This window comes from Streptacidiphilus melanogenes (genome assembly GCF_000787835.1).
Classification (GTDB): domain Bacteria; phylum Actinomycetota; class Actinomycetes; order Streptomycetales; family Streptomycetaceae; genus Streptacidiphilus; species Streptacidiphilus melanogenes.
Map to the genome: position 1 here is coordinate 126697 of NZ_BBPP01000011.1, position 21119 is coordinate 147815.

At 74.0% G+C, this 21119-nt stretch carries 13 protein-coding genes and 2 pseudogenes; 10 read left to right on the top strand and 5 right to left on the bottom strand.

The genetic code is table 11. The annotated features are described in order from the left end of the window. Nucleotides 1-76: 76 nt before the first annotated feature. From TR49_RS15185 to TR49_RS15195, 3 genes are all read right to left on the bottom strand, one after another. Entirely contained in the window at nucleotides 77-3994 is a 3918-nt protein-coding gene (locus tag TR49_RS15185; RefSeq protein WP_084724914.1) for a Pls/PosA family non-ribosomal peptide synthetase, read from the bottom strand. Between the two features lie 431 nt (nucleotides 3995-4425). Next, the gene (locus TR49_RS15190; protein ID WP_042381895.1) at nucleotides 4426-4971 is read right to left on the bottom strand and encodes a CGNR zinc finger domain-containing protein; all 546 of its coding nucleotides are present in this window, start codon (nucleotides 4969-4971) and stop codon (nucleotides 4426-4428) included. 1 nt (nucleotide 4972) lies between these two features. Next, nucleotides 4973-5170, bottom strand: a complete 198-nt coding sequence (locus tag TR49_RS15195) for a hypothetical protein (protein WP_042381896.1) — start codon at nucleotides 5168-5170, stop codon at nucleotides 4973-4975. A 222-nt stretch (nucleotides 5171-5392) separates the two neighbouring features. Here TR49_RS15195 and TR49_RS15200 point away from each other — a divergent pair, with 222 nt between their 5' ends. The 4 genes from TR49_RS15200 (at nucleotide 5393) to TR49_RS15215 (ending at nucleotide 10331) form a co-directional block, all read left to right on the top strand. After that, on the top strand, nucleotides 5393-5929 hold the full coding sequence (locus tag TR49_RS15200; RefSeq protein WP_084724915.1) for a gluconokinase: 537 nt from the start codon (nucleotides 5393-5395) through the stop codon (nucleotides 5927-5929). A 145-nt stretch (nucleotides 5930-6074) separates the two neighbouring features. Continuing rightward, the gene (locus TR49_RS15205) at nucleotides 6075-7109 is read left to right on the top strand and encodes an NAD(P)-dependent alcohol dehydrogenase (protein WP_304941186.1); all 1035 of its coding nucleotides are present in this window, start codon (nucleotides 6075-6077) and stop codon (nucleotides 7107-7109) included. 25 nt (nucleotides 7110-7134) lie between these two features. After that, nucleotides 7135-8964, top strand: coding sequence for a glycoside hydrolase family 15 protein (locus TR49_RS15210; RefSeq protein ID WP_042381899.1), 1830 nt, complete (start codon nucleotides 7135-7137; stop codon nucleotides 8962-8964). Next, complete coding sequence (locus tag TR49_RS15215) at nucleotides 8961-10331, top strand: glucose-6-phosphate dehydrogenase (RefSeq protein WP_042381901.1); 1371 nt, start codon at nucleotides 8961-8963, stop codon at nucleotides 10329-10331. Before TR49_RS15210 ends, TR49_RS15215 begins: the two co-directional genes overlap by 4 nt. On the opposite strand, the gene TR49_RS15220 is transcribed toward TR49_RS15215, so the two are convergent. After that, on the bottom strand, nucleotides 10319-11449 hold the full coding sequence (locus TR49_RS15220; RefSeq protein ID WP_052434313.1) for a PP2C family protein-serine/threonine phosphatase: 1131 nt from the start codon (nucleotides 11447-11449) through the stop codon (nucleotides 10319-10321). The genes TR49_RS15215 and TR49_RS15220 overlap by 13 nt on opposite strands. A gap of 167 nt (nucleotides 11450-11616) precedes the next feature. On the opposite strand from TR49_RS15220, the pseudogene TR49_RS45560 reads away from it, so the two are divergent. The 6 genes and pseudogenes from TR49_RS45560 to TR49_RS15245 form a co-directional block, all read left to right on the top strand. Then, nucleotides 11617-12210 (top strand): annotated as a pseudogene (locus TR49_RS45560) (ATP-binding cassette domain-containing protein); the annotation flags it as partial. A gap of 138 nt (nucleotides 12211-12348) precedes the next feature. Then, nucleotides 12349-13458 (top strand): annotated as a pseudogene (locus TR49_RS45565) (ATP-binding SpoIIE family protein phosphatase); the annotation flags it as partial. Between the two features lie 194 nt (nucleotides 13459-13652). Then, the gene (locus tag TR49_RS15230) at nucleotides 13653-14111 is read left to right on the top strand and encodes an ester cyclase (protein ID WP_042381902.1); all 459 of its coding nucleotides are present in this window, start codon (nucleotides 13653-13655) and stop codon (nucleotides 14109-14111) included. Between the two features lie 10 nt (nucleotides 14112-14121). Beyond that, nucleotides 14122-15216, top strand: coding sequence for a LuxR C-terminal-related transcriptional regulator (locus TR49_RS15235; protein WP_042381904.1), 1095 nt, complete (start codon nucleotides 14122-14124; stop codon nucleotides 15214-15216). Nucleotides 15217-15339: 123 nt separating this feature from the next. Beyond that, nucleotides 15340-16359 carry an ATP-binding cassette domain-containing protein gene (locus tag TR49_RS15240; protein ID WP_042381907.1) on the top strand — a complete coding sequence of 340 codons (1020 nt, stop codon included), beginning with the start codon at nucleotides 15340-15342 and terminating at the stop codon, nucleotides 16357-16359. After that, nucleotides 16356-17192, top strand: coding sequence for an ABC transporter permease (locus tag TR49_RS15245; protein WP_042381909.1), 837 nt, complete (start codon nucleotides 16356-16358; stop codon nucleotides 17190-17192). The genes TR49_RS15240 and TR49_RS15245 overlap by 4 nt, the downstream gene beginning before the upstream one ends. A 72-nt stretch (nucleotides 17193-17264) precedes the next feature. On the opposite strand, the gene TR49_RS15250 is transcribed toward TR49_RS15245, so the two are convergent. Continuing rightward, nucleotides 17265-20849: an AfsR/SARP family transcriptional regulator gene (locus tag TR49_RS15250; protein WP_042381911.1), complete on the bottom strand. Its 3585-nt coding sequence runs from the start codon at nucleotides 20847-20849 to the stop codon at nucleotides 17265-17267. Nucleotides 20850-21119: the final 270 nt, after the last annotated feature.

A 21119-nucleotide genomic window follows, 5' to 3' on the forward strand; every position in this document is an offset into this window, starting at 1 on the left:
TTTTCCGTCGACTTCCACCGACGCGACGCTCTCCTCGACCTTGCTCAGCCGACCGGTCGGCCCGGCCCTGTCGCGGTCACCCCGTCGCGGGGTCGGCGCCGGTCTGCCAGCGGGCGACCGGGTTGCCGAGCCAGCGGCCGTGGTCGGGGACCGACTCGCCGCGCATGACCAGCGAGGACGGGCCGACCACGGTTCCGTCGCCCACCCGCGAGCCGGGCAGTGCGATGGCGTGCGGGCCGACCGTCGCGCCCTCGCCGACGGTGACGCCGTCCATCCGCATGAGGCGGTCGTGGAAGAGGTGCGTCTGGACCACCACGCCGCGGTTGAGGGACGCGCCGTCGCCGATGCGGACCAGGTCGGTCTCGGGGAGCCAGTGCGTCTCGCACCACACGCCGCGGCCGATGCGCGCGCCCAGCGTGCGCAGCCACAGGGCGAGGAAGGGGGTCCCGATCAGGGAGCCGCCGAGCCAGGGCATGGCCAGCACCTCGACGAAGGTGTCGAAGAGCTCGTTGCGCCACACGAACGAGCTCCACAGCGGCTGCTGCCCCACCCGGAACCTGCCGACCAGCAGCCACTTCGCCGCGGTGGTGAGCAGGCAGGCCGCCACCCCGCCGCCGACCATCAGCACCCCGGCGACCAGCACCCCGACCGTCAACCCGTCGACGTCGAGCGTCCGCTGGAGCAGCAGCACCGCGACGTCCGCCAGCAGGGCGCTGAGCAACACCGGCACGGTCCGGCACAGTTCGACGGCCGCGCGGGCCCACACCAGGCGGCGGGGCGGCTCGTAGGTGCGCGCCGTCTCCGCCTGCTCGGGGCTGCGGTGCATGGGGAACCCGGGGCGGCCGAGCCAGGAGCCGCGGGCCGCGGCCTGCGGGGGCGCGTCGGACAGCACGCCCACCAGCGCGTCGTCGGCCAGGCCCCGGCCCGGTCCCACGATCGCGGAGTTGCCGACGAACGAGCGCCTGCCGACGGTGGCGGTGCCCAGGCGCATCCAGCCGCCGCGCGTCTCGAAGGGCGCGAGCAGGGTGTCGTCAGCGAGGAACGCCTGGTCGTCGACGTGCATCAGGCCGGGCAGGCCCAGCACCGTCGAGGCCTCCACCTGGCGGCCCACCCGGGCGCCGAGCAGGCGCAGCCACGCCGGTGTCAGCAGGCCGGCGTAGAGCGGGAAGAGGGCTCCCCGGGCGGCGCCCATGAGCCGGTGCACCAGCCACGCGCACCAGGCCTCCTTGCCGTGCGCGGGGTGGATGCCGGGGACGAGCGGACGCGAGAGCACCCGTACCGTGGCGGCCAGCAGCAGGGCGTAGAGGACCGCAGTGGCCAGGACCAGCGGCATGCTCAGCTCCAGGAGTGCGACGCAGACCCGGCTGAAGTCGGCCGTGCGCCCGACCGCCAGGTAGAGCACCCACAGGGCCGGGGCCGCGGCGAGCAGCGGCAGCAGCTGCCCCAGCGGCAGGGCGGCGGCGTACGCCGCGGTCCAGCGCCGGGAGCGGCGGTGCCGCGGGGCGGGCCAGGGGGCGAACGGCGAGGACGCGTCCGGCCGGGCCGGGGAGCCGTGCACGCGCTGGTGGGCGGGGACCGTGCCGTTCACGCAGCTGCCGGGTGCCACGTCGGCGCCGTCGCCGATGTCGGCTCCCGGCATCAGCATGCTGCGGGTGCCGACGCGCGCTCCGGCGCCGATGCGGACGGCGCCGAGGTGCAGCACGTCGCCGTCGAGCCACCAGCCGGCCAGGTCGGCCTCGGGTTCCACGGAGCAGCCGTCCCCGAAGGTCGCCAGGCCGGTGACCGGCGGCATGGCGTGGAGGTCGACGTGCGCGCCGACCCGGCAGCCCAGCATCCGGGCGTAGCGGGGGGCCATCGGGGTGCCGATCACGGAGGCGATGTTGAAGCTCGCCGCGATGCGCTCGGCCGTCCACAGGCGCAGGTGCGCCGATCCGCCGCGCGGGTGGCTGCCGGGCCGCAGACGGGCCGTCAGCGCGCGTGCGCCCAGCACGCCGATCGTCGCGCGCCCCGGCGCGCTGGCCAGCACCAGCCAGCCCGCGCCGATCAGCCACCAGGAGGTGTGCACCGTCCACGGCAGTGGGCCGATCACGTCGTCCAGCGCCCCGAGCACGAGCACCCAGCGCAGGCCGGACAGCACGGAGAGCACGGCCAGGACCAGGGCCTGGTAGACGGCGGCCCGGCGCGGCGTGGGACGGACCTCGCGCCGGTGCCCGGTCGGCGCGGACGCCTCGTCCAGGCGTGCGGCGAACTCGCCCAGCCGCGGGCTCTGGTACAGGTCGGCGACGCCGACGCCCGGGTGGCGGTCGCGCAGCGCCGAGATGAGCCGGGCGGCGCTCAGGCTGCTGCCGCCCAGGAGGAAGAAGTCGCTGTCGGCGTCGACGGGGACGCCGAGCAGCTGCTGCCACTGTTCGGCCAGCCACCGGGCCGTGCCGGTCAACTCCGGTCCGTCACCGAACGGTTCGTCCGTGGCCGGCAGCGGCCAGGGCAGTGCGGCGCGGTCGACCTTGCCCGAGGTCCTGGTGGGCAGTTCGGGGAGCACCGCGAGGACCGGCACCAGGGCCGCGGGCAGGCGCTCCAGGAGCAGTCGGCGGCCGTCCGCGCGGTCGGGCGGCGTCGCCGGGTCTTCCGGAACCAGGTAACCGACGAGGACCTGGCCGCCCGCCGCGGTGCTCTTCACCGACGCGGCCGCCGCGCGGACGCCGGGCAGGGCCAGCAGCGCGGCCTCGACCTCGCCGAGCTCGATCCGGCGGCCGCCCAGCTTGACCTGGTCGTCGGCGCGTCCGACGAAGACCAGGCCCTCCGGGTCGGCCCGGACCAGGTCGCCGCTGCGGTAGACGCGTTGGCCGGGCAGGGCCGGGTGGGAGCGGAACTTGGCGCGGTCCTTCTCCGCGTCGAGGTAGCGGGCGGTGCCGACGCCCGCGATGAGCAGCTCGCCGGTGCCGCCCCAGGGGACCTCCCGTCCCTCCGGGTCGACGACCGCCACCTCCCAGCCGGCCAGCGGGTGGCCGATGCGCACGGGCTGCCCGGCACGCAGGCGCGCGGCGCAGGCCACGACCGTGGTCTCGGTGGGGCCGTAGGTGTTCCACACCTCGCGTCCCGGCACGTCGAGCCGTTCGACCAGCTCGGCGGGGCACGCCTCGCCGCCGACGATCAGCAGCCGGACGCCGTCCAGGGCCTCGACCGGCCACAACGCGGCCAGGGTCGGCACTGTGGAGACCACGCTGATCCCGCGCTCCACGAGCCACGGGCCGAGCTCGGTACCGGCCTTGACCAGCGAACGCGGCGCGGGGACCAGGCACGCGCCGTGCGCCCAGGCGAGCCACATCTCCTCGCAGGACGCGTCGAACGCGACGGAGAGCCCGGCCAGCACCCGGTCGCCGGGGCCGAGCGGGGCGTCGGCGAGGAAGAGCCGGGCCTCGGCCTCCACGAAGGCCGCAGCACTGCGGTGGCTGACCGCCACGCCCTTGGGGCGGCCCGTGGTCCCCGAGGTGAAGATGACCCACGCGTCGTCGGACGGGGCAGGCGGGCCGACGCGCTGTCCGGGGATCCCCGGCCCGTCCAGGATGCGGCCCGCAGGGCCGAGGACCGCGCAGACGCCCGCGTCCTGCCACACCATGGCGGCCCGTTCGTCGGGGTCGTCGACGTCCACCGGGACGTAGGCGGCTCCGGCGTGGAGCACACCGAGGACGGCGACGTACAGCTCCGCCGTGCCGGAGGGCACGCGCACCCCCACCCGGTCGCCGGGACCGATCCCCCGCTCCGCGAGCGCGGCGGCGACGTTCCCGGCCGCCGCGCGCAGCCCCGCGTAGTCCAGCACCGCCCCGTCCGCGTCCAGCGCGGGCGCCGACGGCGCCGCTCGCACGCTGGCGTCGAGCAGGTCGAGGAGCGTCGCAGGTGGCGCCGGTGGCCCAGCGGGCCATCGAGCGGGTGGCAGGCCGACCTCGACCGACGACATGGGTGTCGGGATGCGCGTCGGGGCAGGGGTGAGCGTCATGAGCGGTCCTTCGGGGAGCGGCGGCCGAGGAGTGTCCGGCCGGAAGGCACGACAGAGCGGGCGCTCTGCACGAGTGAAGGGTGATCGCAGCTCAACTCCGCATGCGAACGGTCACGTTGGAGCGTTCACGTGCGGGTGGGGGTGTGCGAGGTGAAGGAGGAGGTCCTGTGACGGCGTGCGTCTACCGGGCGGCTATGGAAGGGCCGAACCCCGGGTGTATGGGGAATGCCGCGTCCGTCCGGGGTGCCGGGCATTCAGAAACCGCGGCCGACAGGGCGAACAGCAGGACGGTTGGTGCCATGGACCAAGTCTTCGGGATCCAACGCCGCAGCTCGTGCGGTTGCCGCACCATCTCAGTCTCTTCCCACCGGACTTCCAGGAAATTCTCAGAAACCGTCGCCTGACCCAAGCGCCCACCGAGGCGGAGGAGTTCAGCCTGCGGCATGGACGCGGGCCCGGTACGCGGCGGCCTTGACGCGGTTGCCGCAGGTCCGCATGGAGCACCACTCGCGGCGGTGGCCACGCGAACGGTCCAGGTACACCTGCGTGCACTCCGGACGGGAGCACTCGCGCAGCAGTGCGCCCACCACGCCGCCGAGGATCTCGACGGTCTCGCGCGCGAGCGCGGTCAGCCCCTGTGCGACGGAGCCGGTACGCGTCGCACCGTCCCCGTCGAGACGCAGCGTGATCTGCGGCCCCGCGGCGTGCCCGTTCACCACGGCGACAGCGGACGCGGGCAGGCGCGCCCCGTCGAGGCGCGCCGCGACCAGTGCGTAGATCGCCTCGCGCACCTCGACGGCGAGATGCAGGTCGACGCGGTCGGCGCCGGGGGCGGTGTCGAGCATCCCGGACTCGACGAACCAGCTGTCGAGCCGGTCGGGCGAGCCGAGCATCTCCGCCGGCGCGGCGTTGCGCCGGGCGCGCAGCGTGCCGGCGAAGTCCAGGGACAGCGTCCCACAGGGAAACGCGTGGTCCACCTCACAGCCCCAAGTCCACGGCGAGACAGGAGAAGTAGATCCACGACCGCTCGGGGTCGTAGCAGCCGGGGCCGCCGTGCGCCGACACGTCCTTCGTGGCGATCATGTCCTCGAAGCGGATCCGCTCGGGCAGCCTGCGGAAGCGCGCACGCCCCGCCTCGACCGCGGCGTCGTGCGCGCGGGGGTCCTGTGCGTCCATGGCCTGGCCTCGCTCCGTCGACGGCGTGCATCCATGCGTGAATAACCGTTCTGAACAGTGACGAGGATCCGCCGCCTGCACGTCACCTGTCAAGCAGGTGACGTGCGGGCGGTGCAGGCCGTGGCCGCCGCACACCGGCCGGGGCCGGCGGGCCCGGCTGCCGACGACGCCGTCGCGTCCTACGTTGGTGGCACGGACGCCCCTCGAGTCAGGAGACGCGCGATGCCCGTCCGCGACTCGCACCGACCGCCCCGCGTGGTGGTGATGGGCGTGTCCGGGGTCGGCAAGAGCACCGTCGCCCGCGGCCTCGCCGAGCGGCTGGGTGTTGCCCTGGGCGACGCGGACGACCTCCACCCCGCGGCCAACATCGCCAAGATGTCGGCGGGCGTCCCGCTCGACGACGCGGACCGCCGGCCCTGGCTGGAGGCGATCGGCCGGTGGCTGCACGAGCGCGACGACACCGGCGGGGTCATCGCCTGCTCGGCCCTCAAGCGGAGCCACCGGGACATCCTGCGCGCCGCCTGTCCGGGCGTGGTCTTCCTCCACCTGTCGGCGGGTCGCGAGCTGCTGGCGCGGCGGCTCGGCGGCCGCACCGGCCATTTCATGCCGGCGTCGCTGCTCGGCTCGCAGCTCTCGGAGCTCGAACCGCTCGGCCCCGACGAGCCCGGCGTCGCCCTCGACGCCGCCGGGGAGCCGGACCAGGTCACCCGGACGGCTGCGGAGCTGCTGGACCGGTGGGACGACCGGGATTCCGGGTGAACGCGGCCGGACACCCAGGGCCGTCGCCGGTTCCCCGAGTGCGCCGCATCGCCGCTCGGTCGAGCATGAAGCGGTACCTGGCAGCAGGACGCGTCGACGCGGGCGCGCCGCAGGAGAGGTCTGGGAGCGCATGAAGGCGTTCGTGATGAGGGAGATCGGGCGCGTCGGCGTGATGGAGAAGCCGGTGCCGCGGCCCGGTCCCGGCGACGCCGTGGTCCGGACGACCCGGGCGCTGATCTGCACCTCCGACACCCACACCGTGATAGGCGGCATCGGCCCCCGCGAGGACCTGACGCTCGGCCACGAGGCGGTGGGCGTCGTCCACGAGGTCGGGGCCGAGGTCCGGCACTTCAAGCCCGGTGACCGGGTCCTCGTCGGCGCCATCACGCCGGACTGGGGTGATCCGGCCTCCCAGAACGGGCACTCCTCGCAGTCCGGCGGCCCGCTCGGCGGCTGGAAGTTCGCCAACGTCAAGGACGGCGTCTTCGCCGAGTACTTCCACGTCAACGAGGCGGACGCCAACATGGCGAAGATCCCCGACGACGTGTCCGACGACGCGGCGGTGTACTGCGCGGACATGCTCTCGACCGGCTTCATGGGCGCGGAGCACGGCGCCATCCCGATCGGCGGGACGGTGGCCGTGCTCGCCCAGGGCCCGGTGGGTCTGATGGCGACGGCCGGGGCGCGGCTGCGCGGGGCCGGGCTGGTCATCGGGGTCGAGTCGGTGCCCGGCCGGCAGAAGCTCGCGCGGCACTACGGGGCGGACGAGATCGTCGACTTCACCCGGGAGGACGTGGTCGACCGGGTCATGGAACTGACCGGCGGCGAGGGCGTCGACACCGCGATCGAGGCGCTCGGCGCCGACGCGACGTTCCAGACCTGCGTCAAGATCACCAAGCCCGGCGGGACGGTGTCCGTCACCGGCTACTTCGGCGAGGGCGAGTTCGTCCGGATCCCGCGGGTCGAGTGGGGCGTCGGGATGGCCGGCAAGACCATCGCGACGGGCCTGTGCCCCGGAGGGCGGCTGCGCATGGAACGGCTGCTGCGCCTGCTGGAGGCCAAGCGGGTGGACCCCACGCACATGACGAGCCACCAGTTCGCCTTCGACGACATCGAGCAGGCCTTCGAGGTGATGTCCAAGAAGCTCGACGACGTCGTCAAGCCCCTGATCGTGTTCTAGGGCCTGGCAGGAAGCGCAGGGCAGCATGCTTAACGTCGATCCGCCGTTCCGGCCGGTGCGCGCACGGGACGGCTATCTCCCGCTGGAGGACTTCGGGCTCGTCGGGGACGGCAGCACCGCGGCCCTGGTCGGGCTGGACGGCTCCATCGGGTGGATGTGCCTGCCCCGGTTCGGCTCCGAGCCGCTCTTCTGCGGCCTGCTCGACCACGCCCGCGGGGGCCACTTCACCGTGGCGCCCGACGGCCTGACGGAGGCCCGGCAGCGCTACGAGCCCGACACCGGCGTCCTGGTGACCGAGATGCGCGGCCCCGCCGGCCTGGTCAGGGTCACAGACGCCCTGCTCCTGCGCTCGGGCGCGGACCTGACCGACGACGCCCCGCAGAGCCGGTCCGAGCTCGTCCGCTCGGCCCTGGTGCTCGACGGCGACGTCCGCCTGCGGGTCGATTTGGAGCCGCGCGGCGGCGCGTTGACCCGCGCCCTGTTCAGCGGCCTGGAGATCCAGGTGCCGCGGCGGCCGGACCTCCGGCTGCACCTGCGCTCCAACCTCCCCCTGGACTCGCTGCACACCACGCACGACCTGCATCGGGGCGACCGCCTCGACCTGGTCCTGTCCTGGGGCCGTTTCCACCGCCACCACCGCTTCGACGCGGAGGCGATGCTGCGCGGCACCGCCGACGCCTGGCGCCGCTGGATGGCGGGCTTCGCCTACGCCGGCCCGCAGGAGCCGCTCGTGCGGCGCTCGGCGATCACGCTGAAGCTGTGCGACGACTGGGCCAACGGCTCCCTGGTCGCCGCGCCCACCTCCTCCCTGCCCGCGCCCATCGGGGGCGTGCGCAACTGGGACTACCGCTACACCTGGATCCGCGACGCCGCCTACGCGGTGTTCGCCATGCGCCGTGTCGGCTTCGGCGGGGAGGCCGACGCGTTCCTGGGCTGGGTGCTCGACGCGTTCGAACGCAGCGGCAGCCCACGGATCATGTACGACCTCGACGGCCGTCCCGTGCCCGACGAGATCGAGGACGCCGAGCTGGAGGGTTACCGGCGCTCGGCACCGGTGCGCTGGGGCAACGGTGCGGCCGACCAGCGCCAGCACGACGTGTACGGCGAGGTGCTGGACTGCGCGGACCAGTGGCTGCGCGCCGGCGGCGAGCTGGAGCCCGCCCTGTGGGCGGGTCTGTCGGGCCTCGCCGACGCGGCCGAGAAGGCCTGGATCCAGCCCGACCAGGGCATCTGGGAGGTGCGCAGCGAGGGCCGGGTGTTCACCTACTCGGCGGCGATGTGCCAGGTGGCATTGGACCGGGCGGCCGTGATCGGCGAGCGGCTGGGGCGCTCCGAGAAGACCGCGGGATGGCGGACCTCGGCCGAGAAGCTGCGCCGGCTGATCCTGGAGGAGTCCTGGGACGAGGACGCGCAGACCCTCAGCGAACACCTCGACGGCGGTGGTGGACTGGACGCCAGCCTGCTGGCCCTCCCGCTGCGCCAGGTCGTGCCGGCCGACCACCCGCGCATGGTGGCGACGACCGCGGCCGTCGCCGGCCGGCTGTCCGCGGGCGGCGGCCTGCTCTACCGCTACCTGCACGACGAGTCGCCCGACGGCCTGCCCGGCGACGAGGGCGCCTTCGTGCTGTGCAGTTTCTGGCTCGTCGACAACCTGACCGCGCAGGGACGGCTCGACGAGGCCGCCGAGCTCTACGACGTACTGTGCCGCCGGGCGAGCCCGCTCGGGCTGCTCTCGGAGCAGATCCACCCCTCGACGGGAGAGTTCATGGGCAACTTCCCCCAGGCGTTCAGCCACATCGGCATCATCGCCAGCGGTGTGAACCTGGCCCGCGCGGCCGCGGGCGGCCCCGCATGATCGACCGGCTCGTCGTCTTCGGCGCGACAGGCGACCTCAGCGCGCGGTACCTGCTGCCCGGGCTGGCCGCCCTGCACGCCTCCGGCTGCCTCGGCGCGGGCTTCCGGCTGGTCGGCGCCGACCGCAGCAGCTGGGACAGCGGACGGTTCCGCGCCTGGGCCGAGGAGCAGCTCGACCGCTACGGCGCCGAGTTCCCGGCCGACGCGAGGCGGGCCGTCGCCGACTGCGCCGAGTTCCGGCGCGCCGACGTCACCGAGCCGGCCGACGTGGCGGCGGCCGTCGCCGGCGAGGGGCCGGTCGCCGTCTACCTCGCCCTGCCCCCGGCGCTGTTCCCCGCCGCCGTCACCTCCCTGCACCGTGCGGGCCTGCCCGCGGACAGCAGGATCGTGCTGGAGAAGCCGTTCGGCGAGAACCTGGACGGCGCGGTGGAGCTCAACAGGCTCCTGGCCGACCTGGTCCCCGAGCCCGCGGTGTTCCGGGTCGACCACTTCCTGGCCATGACCACCGTCCAGAACCTGCTCGGCATCCGGCTCGCCAACCGCGTCCTGGAACCGATCTGGAACAGCACGCACATCGCCGAGGTGGACATCGTCTGGGACGAGACCCTCGCCCTGGAGGGCCGGGCCGGATACTACGACGGCGTCGGCGCGCTCAAGGACATGCTCCAGAACCACCTGCTGCAACTGCTCTGCCTGGTCGCCATGGAGCCGCCGGTCAGCCTCGACGAACGCGACCTGCGCAACCGCAAGGTCGACGTGCTGCGTTCGGTGCGGCCTCTCACCGAGGCGGACGCGCTGCGCCGGACCCGCCGCGCACGCTACACCGCAGGCCGGATCGACGGACGCGCCGTCCCCTCCTACGCCGCCGAGGACGGCGTGGACCCGGCGCGCCGCACCGAGACCTTCGCCGAGGTGGAGCTCGAACTCGACAACTGGCGCTGGTCGGGAACCGTCTTCCGGCTCCGCAGCGGCAAGGCGCTCGGCGCCGACCGCAAGGAGGTCGCCGTCCGCTTCCGGCCCGTCCCCCACCTGCCGTTCGGCGAGGACGAGGAGGCGGCTCCCAACCTGCTGTGCTTCGGCCTCGATCCCGAGGACCTGACCCTCCAGCTGACCGGCACGGGCGCCCACACCCACACCCTGGCGCCGCTGACGCTCCAAGCCCGCATGCAGCCTCCGGAACTGCCCGCCTACGGCCGCCTGCTCCTGGATGTGCTGACCGGAAACCCCGCCCTGTCCATCCGCGGCGACGAGGCGGAGGAGGCCTGGCGCATCCTCGCCCCCGTGTTGTCGGCCTGGAACCGCGACCTCGTCCCGCTGCAGGAGTACCCCGCCGGCTCCGCCGGGCCCGTCGAGAACTACGGGCGCTGACCGGCCACGGCCTCGGACTGGCGGATCGCGATGGCGGCCGCGTCATCGCCCAGTCTTCCGCCGCAGTGGGCGAGCAGGTCTCGCCTCAGGTGCTGCAGCAGCGCCTCGGGGGCCTGGTCCGTCCACCGGCGGACACGTTCGGCCAAGGGGTAGAACTCCCCCACGCGGTTCCGGGCCTCGACGACTCCGTCGGTGTACAGCAGCAGGGTGTCCCCGGCGCCGAAGGGGACGCTGTCCACGACGTACTCGGTCACCGCCAGCAGGTGCATGCCCAGCGGCGGGATCGGGTTGGCGCTGTCGAGGACGCGCACCTCGCCGTCGTGGATCAGCAGCGGCGGCGGGTGCCCGCAGTTGGTGATCTGCACGAAGGGCTCGTGGTTCGGGATGTGGAGCAGCAGCGCGGTGATGAAGTGTTCGGCCGCGTGGGCGTAGTCGTCGACGAAGTCGGCCAGGTAGCGGCTCACGCTGAGGTCGAGCGCCGCGGCGAGGTCGGGCAGTTTGGCGTGGCTGTCCGCGGCCTCGCGGAACGCGCCGATCAGCAGCGCCGACTCGCCGACGGCGGTCAGGCCCTTGCCCCGGACATCCCCGATGATCATGCGGGTGCCCTGGTGGGTGCGCGTGGCCGTGTAGAGGTCGCCGCCGATCTCGGCCTGGTCGGCCGCGGCGAGGTAGAACGAGGCGACCCGCAGCCGACCGAGGCGGTTCGGCAACGGGCGCATCAGCGCACGCTGGGCCGCCTCGGATACCGACCGGATCTGCTCCAGCTCCTGCAGCCGCCGGTCACGGATCCTGGACGCCACCACCACCAGCGTGGACAGCGCGGTGGTGGCCATGATCTGGACGGCCTCCTCACGCTGGATGTCGAGGACGTCCAGGCGGGCGGCGATGAAGATCTGGGCGCAGACGGCCGCCAGCCCGACCACGGCCGTCAGCCAGGCTCCGCCGATCAGCGCCGCGATCAGGGGCGCCAGCACCAGCAGCACCCCGTAGTGCACGTCGTCGGGGGTCAGCACGTCGACGAGGGTGACCGCGACGACGAAAGCGAGCGGCACCAGGGCCAGCGCATGGCGGGGCCGCCACGACGGCCACCGCGGGTGACTGCCCTTGCGTTCTGCCACACGTCCACCATGCGCCCTCCGGATCGGCCGTTCCAGGCGACGAGGGGCTCCCGCGGGCGACCGCCAAGCCCCTCGGTCGCCCGAACAGCCCGGCGCGTGGGGGTCGGCTGCGCGGCCGCTTCGCGGGAGACTGGAGGGACTCGCACCGGGAGAGGACATCGCGCCGCATGGCTGATTCACCGTTGCTGTCCCTGCGTGGCGTCTCCAAGCGCTTCGGCGCCGTGCGAGCACTCGTGGGCGTCGACCTCGACGTGAGAGCGGGCGAGGTGGTCGCGATCGTCGGCGAGAGCGGCGCCGGCAAGTCCACGCTGATCCGGGTGATGGCCGGCGTCGAGGCGCCTGACAGCGGCGACGCCCTGTGGCAGGGCGAGCCCCTGGACCTGCGCAAGCCGCGTGCGGTCCGACGGCTCGGCGTGGCCGCCGTGCACCAGGACCAGCAGCTGTGCCTCAACCTCGACGTGATCTCCCAGCTCTTCCTGGGGCGGGAGCTGCGCCGCTTCGGGCTCCTCGACGAGGTCGGCATGGAGCAGCGGGCGCGTCGGCTGCTGGACTGCCTGCGGGTGCGCATCGCCGACCTGCGGGCGCCGCTGGCGGCGCTGACCGCCGCGGAGCGCCAGTCGATCGCGATCGCCGGGGCGCTGATCGACGATCCGGCGCTGCTCCTGCTGGACGAGCCCACCGCCGGGCTGGACCCGCAGCAGAGCGCGCTCCTGCTCCAGCTCGTCCGCCGGCTGCGCCGCAGCCGGCTGGGGATCGTCCTGGTCAGTCACAACATCGACGACGTGCTGGAGGTCGCCGACCGCGTCGCCGTGCTGCGGCTGGGCCGCAACGCGGGGGTCTTCGAGACCCGCTACGCCGGCCAGGAGCAGATCGTCTCGGCGGTCTCCGGCAACCAGATCCTCGCCGCCGCCCTGCAGCGCAGCCTGCTGCCCCTGGACCTGCCGAAGCTCGAGACGGTCGACACGGCCTTCCGCTACCTGCCGGCGCAGGCCGGGGCGGGCGGGGACTGGTTCGACGTCATCCCGCTGTCCGGCGCCCGGGTCGCGCTGGTCGTCGGGGACGTGGTCGGGCACGGTCTCAGCGCCGCCGCGACCATGGGGCGGCTGCGCACGGCCGTGCACAACGTGTCCCACCTGAACCTGCCTCCCGCCGAGTTGCTGGCCCACCTCGACGACGTGGTCAGCCGTCTCGACGAGGAACGCGGCGCGGCCGGAGGCCACAACGACATCATCGGCGCCACCTGCGTCTACGCCGTCTACGATCCGGTGGCCCGACAGGTGGCGGTGGCACGGGCCGGGCACCTGCCGCCGCTGCTGGTCCAGCCGGACGGCCGGACGGCCTTCGCCGACGTCCCAGCCGGGCCGCCGCTCGGTCTCGGCGGGATGCCCTTCGAGGCGGTCGAGCTGCCGCTGCCGGACGGGGCTCAACTCCTGCTCTTCACCGACGGTCTGGTCGAGCGTCGGGACCGCGACATCGACGTCGGCCTGGACCTGCTGCTGCGGACGGTCCGTCAGGACGGGGACTCCTCCCCCGGGCGTCTGTGCGACGCGGTCATCTCGGCGCTGCTGCCCGCGGACGAGGCGGGCGAGGCGCCCGACGACGTCGCCCTGCTCGTCGCGCGGGCCCAGGGGCTTCCCGCCGACCACGTGGCCACCTTCGACGTCCCCGCCGACCCCGCCGAGGTCGCGGAGGTCCGGGCGAAGGCGACCCGCCAGCTGCACCGCTGGAACCTCGACGACCTCGCCTTCACGACCGAACTGATCCTCAGCGAGCTGATCACCAACGCCATCCGCCACGGCCGCGGCCCGATCACGGTCCGGCTCCTCCGCTCACGCTCCCTGGTCTGCGAGGTCTCCGACGGCAGCAGCACGGCGCCGCACGTCCGCTACGCGGCGAGCACGGACGAGGGCGGTCGCGGCCTGTTCCTGGTGGCCCACATGTCGGAGCGCTGGGGCACCCGCTACACCGACCGCGGAAAGATCATCTGGACGGAACAGCGGCTCCCCTGAACCCCGCCGCTCCCGCCCCGCGGTCTCACCTACGTTGGCCGCAGCCGACGTCGAGGGCCTGCTACGGACAGTCCGCCTGCGCTACGCTGCGCTCCAGACCATACGGAGCCCAGAGTTCCAAGCCGGCGAACCCCACGTGGAAACCCCAGAGAGCTGGGGTTCCGCGTCCCTCACCGCGCGTCGAGGATCGCGGTATGGACACCAAGACCGACACCACCGAACAGAACACGATCGAGCAGAACAAGCAGGCGGTGACCGCGTTCATCGACGCCCTGTTTACCAGGGGCGACCTCGCGGCCGTCGACACCTGGCTCGCCGAGGACTTCGTCAACCATGATCCGCCTCTGGGTCTCGGTGCGGACCGGGAGGGCATGCGGGCCGCCGGAGCCATGTTCCGGGAAGCCTTCCCCGACTGGCACTCCGAGCTGGACTTCCTGGTCGGCGAGGGTGACCTCGTCGTCGAGCGGTTCACGGCCTCCGGCACCCAACGGGGCGAGGTGATGGGCGTCGCCGGAGACGGACGCACGGTGGTCCTCCAGGGGATCAACATCTTCCGGATCCGGGGCGGCCGCATCGTCGAGCGCTGGGGACGGCTGGACGACCTCGGCCTGCTGCGCCAGCTCGGGCTCGTGCCGGCGCCGACCCCGGCGTAGCGTCGGTGTCATGGCCACCGGCCTTCGGGAACGACACGTCGAGCGGTTGATCGACTGCTGCTACACCGGTCTGGACGCGCCCGGGCTCACCGCCGAGGTGCTGCGCCGCCTGCCGGGGGTCCTTTCCGTCGAGGCGGCGTTCCTCGGCACCGTCGACCCGGCGACCCTGCTGTTCACGTCGGCGGTCGCCGAGGAGCCGCTGTCCGGCGTCACCCCGCTCTTCCTCGACAACGAGTTCGGACGCGACGACGTCAACAAGTTCGCCACGCTCGCCCGGGGGCCGAACACGGTGACGTCGCTGGACCGGGCCACCCGGGGTCGGCGCGCGGCCAGCGCCCGCTACCGGGAGTTCATGGCCGGTCTGGGGCTCGGGGACGAGCTCCGGGCCGCCCTGGTCGCGGGCCACGACTGCTGGGGCGTGCTGTGCCTGCACCGCGCGGACGCCGAGGCGGGCTTCTCCGGGCAGGACCTCGCCGTCCTCAGGAGGATCGCCCCGCACCTCGCCGAGGGACTGCGCCGCAGCGTCGTCCGGGGGACTGCGCCGCGCGGGGCTCCGGGGGCGTCGGGCGCGGGCGCCCCGGGCGTCATCGTGCTCGACAGGGACCTCACCGTGCTCTCGACCAGCGCCGAGGCGGAACGGTGGCTCGCCCGCATTCCGGGACCCCGGGTCCGTGGGCTGCCCCTGGCCGTCTACTCCGCGGCCGTGCGCCTGGCGTGGCCCGAGGACGCCCCGGGGCCGGGGGCCCAGGGGCCGAACGCGCCGGACCGCGCAGGCTCGGTGCGGCTGCGGACCGGCGACGGCCGCTGGCTGGCCCTGCACACCACCCGCCTGCGGGGTCCCGCCGGGGACCAGGTCTGCGTGCTGGTCGAACCCGCCCGCCCCGCCGAGGTCGGATCCCTGCTCCTGGCCGCCCACGGGCTCACCCCCGCGCAGCACCGGGTGACGGCCCTGGTCCTTCAAGGGTGCTCGACCAGGGAGATCGTGGCCCGGCTGCACGTGTCCGCCTACACCGTCCAGGAGCACCTGACGGCGGTCTTCGCCCGCTTCGGCGTGGGCAGCCGACGGGAGCTGATCACCGTCCTTCTCTCCGCGGGCGGGTCCTGAGCCGCCGTCGCGGAGCACCGGCCTGGGGCTGTCAGCGGTTTGTCAGCGGAGGCTGTCAGCGTTTCGTCAGCGGCCTCGGGGCCGTATCAGCGCGGTGTCAGCGGGGTCCCGCACCTTGAGGGCATGACGCGAACCGACAAGAACCCCGAATCCGGCCGCCCGGTGGCCGTGTCCGTGCGGGGGCTGGTCAAGCACTTCGGCGAGACCAAGGCACTCGACGGGGTGGACCTGGACGTGCACGAGGGCACGGTCCTCGGTGTCCTCGGCCCGAACGGCGCCGGCAAGACCACCCTCGTCCGCTGCCTGTCCACCCTGATCACCCCCGACGCCGGCCAGGCCGTCGTCGCCGGGTACGACGTGGTGCGGCAGCCCCGGCAGCTGCGCCGGGTGATCGGCCTGACCGGCCAGTACGCCTCGGTCGACGAGAAGCTCTCCGGCCGGGAGAACCTCTACCTCATCGGCCGACTGCTGGACCTGTCCCGCAAGGAGGCGCGCTCCCGCGCGGACGCGCTGCTCGAGCGCTTCTCGCTCACGGACGCCGCGACCCGTCCCGCCCGTACCTACTCCGGCGGCATGCGCCGCCGCCTCGACCTCGCCGCGTCGATGATCGGCCGCCCGCACGTGCTGTACCTGGACGAGCCGACGACCGGCCTCGACCCGCGCACCCGCAACGAGGTGTGGGCCGAGGTCACCGGCATGGTGCGTGACGGCGTGACGGTGCTGCTCACCACCCAGTACATGGAGGAGGCCGAGCAGCTGGCCTCTGAGCTGACCGTCATCGACCGCGGGCGGGTCATCGCCAACGGCGGGATCGACGAGCTCAAGGCGAAGGTCGGCGGCCGTACCCTGCGGATCCGCCCGGCCGACCCGCGCGAGCTGCGCCCGCTGGCGGACGCCCTGGAGGAGCGCCGACTGGCCGGCGCCGGCGCGGTGATCGACCCCGAGTCGGGCGAGGTCCTCGTGCCGGTCGTCAGCGACGACCAGTTGACCGCAGCCGTCGGCGCGGTCACCGCCCGCGGCATCACCATCGGCTCGATCTCCGTCGAGCTGCCCAGCCTGGACGAAGTGTTCCTGTCCCTCACCGGCCAGAAGGCGTCCGCCCCGCAGCAGGCCGCGCGCGAGCTTGAGGAGGTCGCCGTATGAGCACCGCCACCCTGTCCCCCACGGCCCCCACGATCACGATCCAGGCCGACCCCAAGATCAGTCTGCGCGGCCATCTGCGCCACACCGGCGCACTGATCCGCCGCAACCTGCTGTGGATCAAGCAGGATCCGGAGTCCATGATGGACGCGGTCCTGATGCCCATCATCTTCACCCTGCTCTTCGTCTACGTCTTCGGCGGCTCGATCGGCCAGGCGCTCGGCGGCGGTCAGGCGGCGTACGTCCAGTACGTGATCCCCGGCATGATCGCGATGATGAGCATGAACATCGCGCAGGGCGTCGGCACCGGCTTCAACGAGGACTTCAACAAGGGCATCATGGACCGCTTCCGGTCCCTGCCGATCGGACGCGGCTCCGTGCTGATCGCGAAGATCTCGGTGGAGCTGGTCCGTCTCCTCGTCGCCGTGACCATCCAGATGGTCGTCGCGCTCCTGGTCGGCTTCGACATCCACGGCCACTGGGGCGGCCTGCTCGGGGCCATCGGGCTGACCGCGCTGTTCGGCTCCGCCATCATGTGGATCTTCCTGGTCCTCGGTGTGACCATGAAGAACGCCCAGTCCGTCCAGGCGATGGGCTTCCTGGTGATGATGCCGCTGCAGTTCGGTTCGTCGATCTTCGCGCCGACCAACTCGATGCCGGGCTGGCTGGAGAACTTCACCAAGTACAACCCGATGTCCGCCCTCGCGGACGCGTCCCGTGGCCTGATGACGGGCGGCCCCATCGGCCACGGCCTGACCGTCACGCTCGCCTGGACCGCCGGACTGACGCTGGTCATGGCGCCGGTCGCGATCCGCAAGTTCACCAAGAAGGCCTGACCGGCCGCACCCGGGTCCGCGACGGGCCGCGTCGGTCCGGGTCGGATCCGCGTCGGCCCGCATCGGTCCGCGTCACAGCAGGGCGGTGGCCTCCTCCGGGGAGAGGCCGCCGCCCTCGGCGTAGGCGCCGTCGTACCGTTCCCCGCCGAGCAGGGCCCGCACCTCCGCCTCGGCCGCGGTCCGCCAGCGCCGCTCCGTGGGCGCCCGCACGTGCCCGTCCGGCAGCGACGCGTCCGCCGCGCCGACGAGCCGGGCGGCCCGCAGCGCGCCGGCCTCGTCGCCGCGCTGGGTGAGGGCACGGGCCGCGGTGAGCAGATGCTGCGCCCGCAGATGCGGCATGATCACTGAGACCAGCGGGTCGTCGCCGAGGTCGAGGGCGCGCGCCACCTGCTCCAGGGCGGCCTCGGTGCGCCGGTCCAGGACGTCGATCATCGCCTCCATCCCCGCGAGCACGCCGTGGACGAACGGGACGTCGTTCGAGGTGGCGTCCGTGCGCAACAGGGTGAGCTGCTCGCGGGCCTGGGCGGTACGGCCGGTCTCGCCGAGCCGCAGGACCAGGAACATCCTGGCCGCAGGCCGCGCCTCGTTCGCCAGCCGGCGCGACGACTCCAGGGTCTCCCACAGCATCCGCTCGCCGCGCTCCCCCTCGCCCTGCTCGATCAGCACCTGCCCGAGCCGCACCTGAAGGATCGTCACCTGGGTGTGGGCGCCCATCTCCTCGGCGAGCTCGCGGGCGCGGGTGTAGTCGGCCGTGGCCTCGACGTAGCGGCCGAGCTTCTCGTGCGCCTCCCCACGGGCCGATAGCGACTCGGCGACACCCCACTCGTCGCCGAGCCGGGTGAAGATCCCCATCGCCTCGTCGGCGTCCGCGAGCGCCTGCTGCGCCCACTCGCTGCGGTTGGCCAGGAGGTTGGCGCGCAGCTGGAGGACCAGGGCGAGCTCCCAGTCGTAGCCGAGTTCGCGGCAGGTGCGCGCGGTGACGTCGGTGAGCTCGTGGAGCCGGTCCGGGTTGCCGGACATCAGCACCGCGAAGTACCACACGTTTCCGGGCGGGCGGCAGGCCTGCGGCAGGTCGGCGCGGTAGGTGTCGATGATGGCGCGCAGCCGGGCCCGGCCCTCCTCCGACTGCCACCACTCCGTCTCGGTGTCCAGGTACGCCAGCCGGTGCAGCTGGACCTGCCGACGGGCCTCGTCGAGCAGGTCCCCGCTCAGCGGGGGCGGGACGTCCGTGCAGCGCTCGAAGAGCGGCGGCGCGGGGCGCACGGGCCCGGCGAAGGGGTCGGGGCCGAGCGCGGAGGCCGCCTCCGCCCACGCGCGGGCGTCGGCGCGCAGGTCGCGCATCTGCCAGAACCAGCTCAGCGACAGCACGAGGCTGATCGCCTCCTGCTCGTCACGGGCGTCGACGGCGCGGCGCAGCGCGGTGCGCAGGTTCTCGTAGTCGCGCTCGAGCCGGGCGACCGCGGCGCGCTGGCCGTGCCCGCGCAGCAACGGATCGGTGGTGCGGGCGAGTTCGCGGTAGTAGGTGAGGTGCGCGCGCTCGGCCTCGGCGCGCCGGCCGCGCTCGTCGAGCCGGTCGCCGGCGTACTCGGCGACGGTCTCCAGCAACCGATAGCGCATGCCCGCGTCGCCCTCGTCGGGCCGGGCCACGACCAGGGACTTGTCGACCAGCGACGCCAGGGCGTCCAGCGCGTCCGGCCCGCACACGGCCTCGGCCGCCGCCAGATCGCAGCCGCCGCGGAAGACGGACAGCACCGAGAGCACGGCCCGCTCGGACTCATCGAGCAGGTCCCAGGACCAGTCCACGACCGCGCGGAGCGTCTGCTGCCGGGGCAGCGCGGTGCGAGCGCCGGAGGTGAGCAGCCGGAACCGGTCGTCGAGCCGGTCGGCGATCTGCCGCGGCGTGAGCATCCGCAGCCGGGCGGCCGCGAGTTCGATGGCGAGCGGCAGCCCGTCCAGGCGGCGGCAGATCTCCGCGACGGCCTCCGGGTCCTCCTCCGGGGTGAACCCCGGGCGCACCGCGCTGCCACGCTCGCCGAACAGCCGCAGCGCGAAGGGCTGCGGCAGCGGCTCAACGGGCCGCAGCAGCTCCCCCGGCACTCCGAGCGGCTCGCGGCTGGTCGCGAGGACGGTCAGCCCCGGGCAGCGGGCGAGCAGTTGCTGGGCCAGCTCGGCGGCCGCGTCGATCACGTGCTCGCAGTTGTCCAGGATGAGCAGCATGCGCCGGTCGGCGCAGTGCTCGACGAGCCGCGCGAGCGGGTCGTCGCCGTGCCGCTCGGAGACGGCGCGCAGCTCCTCAGCGCCCGCGCCGTGGAGCACCGTCTCCCGGACACCGAGCGCGCTGACCACGGCCTCCGGCACGGCGCGTGGGTCGCGCACGGGAGCCAGCTCGGCGAGCCACACGCCGTCCCGCGCGCCCTCGCTCCCGGCCAGCCCCTCGGCGGCCTCCTGCGACAGCCGCGTCTTGCCCGCCCCGCCGGGCCCGAGCAACGTGACCAGCCGCACCCGCCCCAGATCCGCCCGGATCGCCTCGATGTCGGCCCCACGCCCGACGAACGAGGTGAGCCGCGCCCGCAGATTCCCCGGCTTCCGGGCCAGCCCGGCGGCGATCCCCGCGCCGGAAACGTCCGCTGCTGGGGGTGCGGGGGCGGGACCCGGCGCGTACCCAGAACCCGGAGCGGGTGCGGGGCCGTGCGTCCCCTCAGAACCGGGCGCAGGCGCGGCCCCGGAACTGGGCGCGAGTTCAATGCCGTCCGCCGTGCCGGGCGCCGTCCCGGCACCAGGCGTGAGCGGTGAACCAGGCACGGCCGCAGACCCAGTGCCCTGGGCGGGCGCGAAGCGCGGCGCGGACGCGGTGCCTGGCGCGGGGGTGGAGCCCGGCATCGGCGCAATGCCGGGGGCCATGCCTGGCGCGGGGCTCGGGGTGGGGTCGACCGGGGAGAGCATCTGGGCGTGCAGGGCGCGGAGCGCGGCGCTCGGGTCGGCGCCCAGGCGGTCGGCGAGGGTGCGGCGGACGTCCTCGTACGCGGCGAGCGCCTCCGCCGTGCGGCCCGCGTCGCGCAACGCGCGCAGACGCTGCGCCTGGAACGGCTCGTCCAGGGGGGACGCGTCGCACAGAGCGGTCAGCTCCGGCAGCACCGCCTCCGCGCGGCCGAGCGCGAGCAGCGCTTCGAAGCGGGCCCGGCGCGCGTCCGTGTGCCGGACCTCCCAGCGGCGAGCCTCCGCCTCACGGTCGGGCAGGTCGGCCAGCGCGGGCTCCTGCCACAGGGCGAGGGACTCGTCCAGCAGGGCAGCGGCCCTCGCGGGGTCGCCCTGGGCGAGGGCCCTGGCCCCGTCCGCGGCGAGGCGGTCGAAACGGAAGAGGTCGACGTCCTCGGGGACGGCGGCAAGCCGGTACCCGCTGTCGACCGAGACGATCGCGCCCGGCCCGAGAGCCCGGCGCAGCCGCGTCACCAGGGCCTGCAGCGCACCGTGGGCCTCGGCGGGCGGCTGCGCGCCCCACACCTCGTCGACGAGCACGGCTACGGGCACGCCACGCGGCGCCCGCAGGGCGAGCACGGTGAGCAGGGCACGAAGTCGCGCCCCGCCGACGGGGAGGGGCGTGCCGTCGTCGCGGACGGCCTGGGTGGTGCCGAGGATGCGGTAGCGCACGGGCCCCATTGTCCCTGCTGCCCGAGGGGTGCCCCCGGGCGGGATGCGATCTTGCGACACCGCACCTGCCGCCCCGTCAGAACGCCGTCGGAACGCCGTCAGAGCGCCGTCAGAGCGCCGTCAGGACGCGACGCGGATTCGCCGCGGAACTCGCCGCGGAACTCGGCGTCGAACCGAGCGCGGCTCGGGCCGCCGTCGACCGTGGGCCGACCGGGGCAAAGGAGCGTCGCACGGCCGCAGGTCGGACGCGATCGTGAAGCGCTGCTGTGACGCCTGTTA

Coding starts and splice junctions, on each gene's coding strand:
- TR49_RS15200 (WP_084724915.1), top strand. CDS start 5,393: ATGCCCGTCCGCGACTCGCACCGACCGCCCCGCGTGGTGGTGATGGGC.
- TR49_RS15245 (WP_042381909.1), top strand. CDS start 16,356: ATGAGCACCGCCACCCTGTCCCCCACGGCCCCCACGATCACGATCCAG.
- TR49_RS15205 (WP_304941186.1), top strand. CDS start 6,075: ATGAGGGAGATCGGGCGCGTCGGCGTGATGGAGAAGCCGGTGCCGCGG.
- TR49_RS15250 (WP_042381911.1), bottom strand. CDS start 20,849: ATGGGGCCCGTGCGCTACCGCATCCTCGGCACCACCCAGGCCGTCCGC.
- TR49_RS15185 (WP_084724914.1), bottom strand. CDS start 3,994: ATGACGCTCACCCCTGCCCCGACGCGCATCCCGACACCCATGTCGTCG.
- TR49_RS15195 (WP_042381896.1), bottom strand. CDS start 5,170: ATGGACGCACAGGACCCCCGCGCGCACGACGCCGCGGTCGAGGCGGGG.
- TR49_RS15215 (WP_042381901.1), top strand. CDS start 8,961: ATGATCGACCGGCTCGTCGTCTTCGGCGCGACAGGCGACCTCAGCGCG.
- TR49_RS15230 (WP_042381902.1), top strand. CDS start 13,653: ATGGACACCAAGACCGACACCACCGAACAGAACACGATCGAGCAGAAC.
- TR49_RS15235 (WP_042381904.1), top strand. CDS start 14,122: ATGGCCACCGGCCTTCGGGAACGACACGTCGAGCGGTTGATCGACTGC.
- TR49_RS15210 (WP_042381899.1), top strand. CDS start 7,135: ATGCTTAACGTCGATCCGCCGTTCCGGCCGGTGCGCGCACGGGACGGC.
- TR49_RS15240 (WP_042381907.1), top strand. CDS start 15,340: ATGACGCGAACCGACAAGAACCCCGAATCCGGCCGCCCGGTGGCCGTG.